At 74.9% G+C, this 243-nt stretch carries 1 pseudogene; it reads left to right on the top strand.

Going from position 1 to position 243, the window contains the following annotated elements:
• Nucleotides 1-16 precede the first annotated feature (16 nt).
• Nucleotides 17-243, top strand: a pseudogene (gene purH / locus KB213_RS12250) (bifunctional phosphoribosylaminoimidazolecarboxamide formyltransferase/IMP cyclohydrolase); the annotation flags it as partial.

Below are 243 nucleotides of genomic sequence, written 5' to 3'. Positions count from 1 at the left end.
CGTCGGGGACGCGGTCGTGGAACAGATCGACATCGGCGGGCCGGCCATGGTGCGCGCCTCGGCGAAGAACTTCGCGAACGTCGCCATCGCGGTCTCGCCGGCGTCCTACCCCGCGATCATCGAGGCGCTCGGCGCCGGGGGCACCTCGCTCGCCCAGCGCCGCGAGCTCGCCGCGCGCGCCTTCGCGCACACCGCCGCGTACGACCGCGCGGTCGCCACCTGGTTCGCGGAGGAGACCCTCGA

The sequence above is a fragment of the Neokomagataea anthophila genome (genome assembly GCF_018122595.1).
GTDB classification, from domain to species: Bacteria; Pseudomonadota; Alphaproteobacteria; order Acetobacterales; family Acetobacteraceae; genus Gluconobacter; species Gluconobacter anthophilus.
This window is presented reverse-complemented; position numbering and strand designations above follow the sequence as displayed.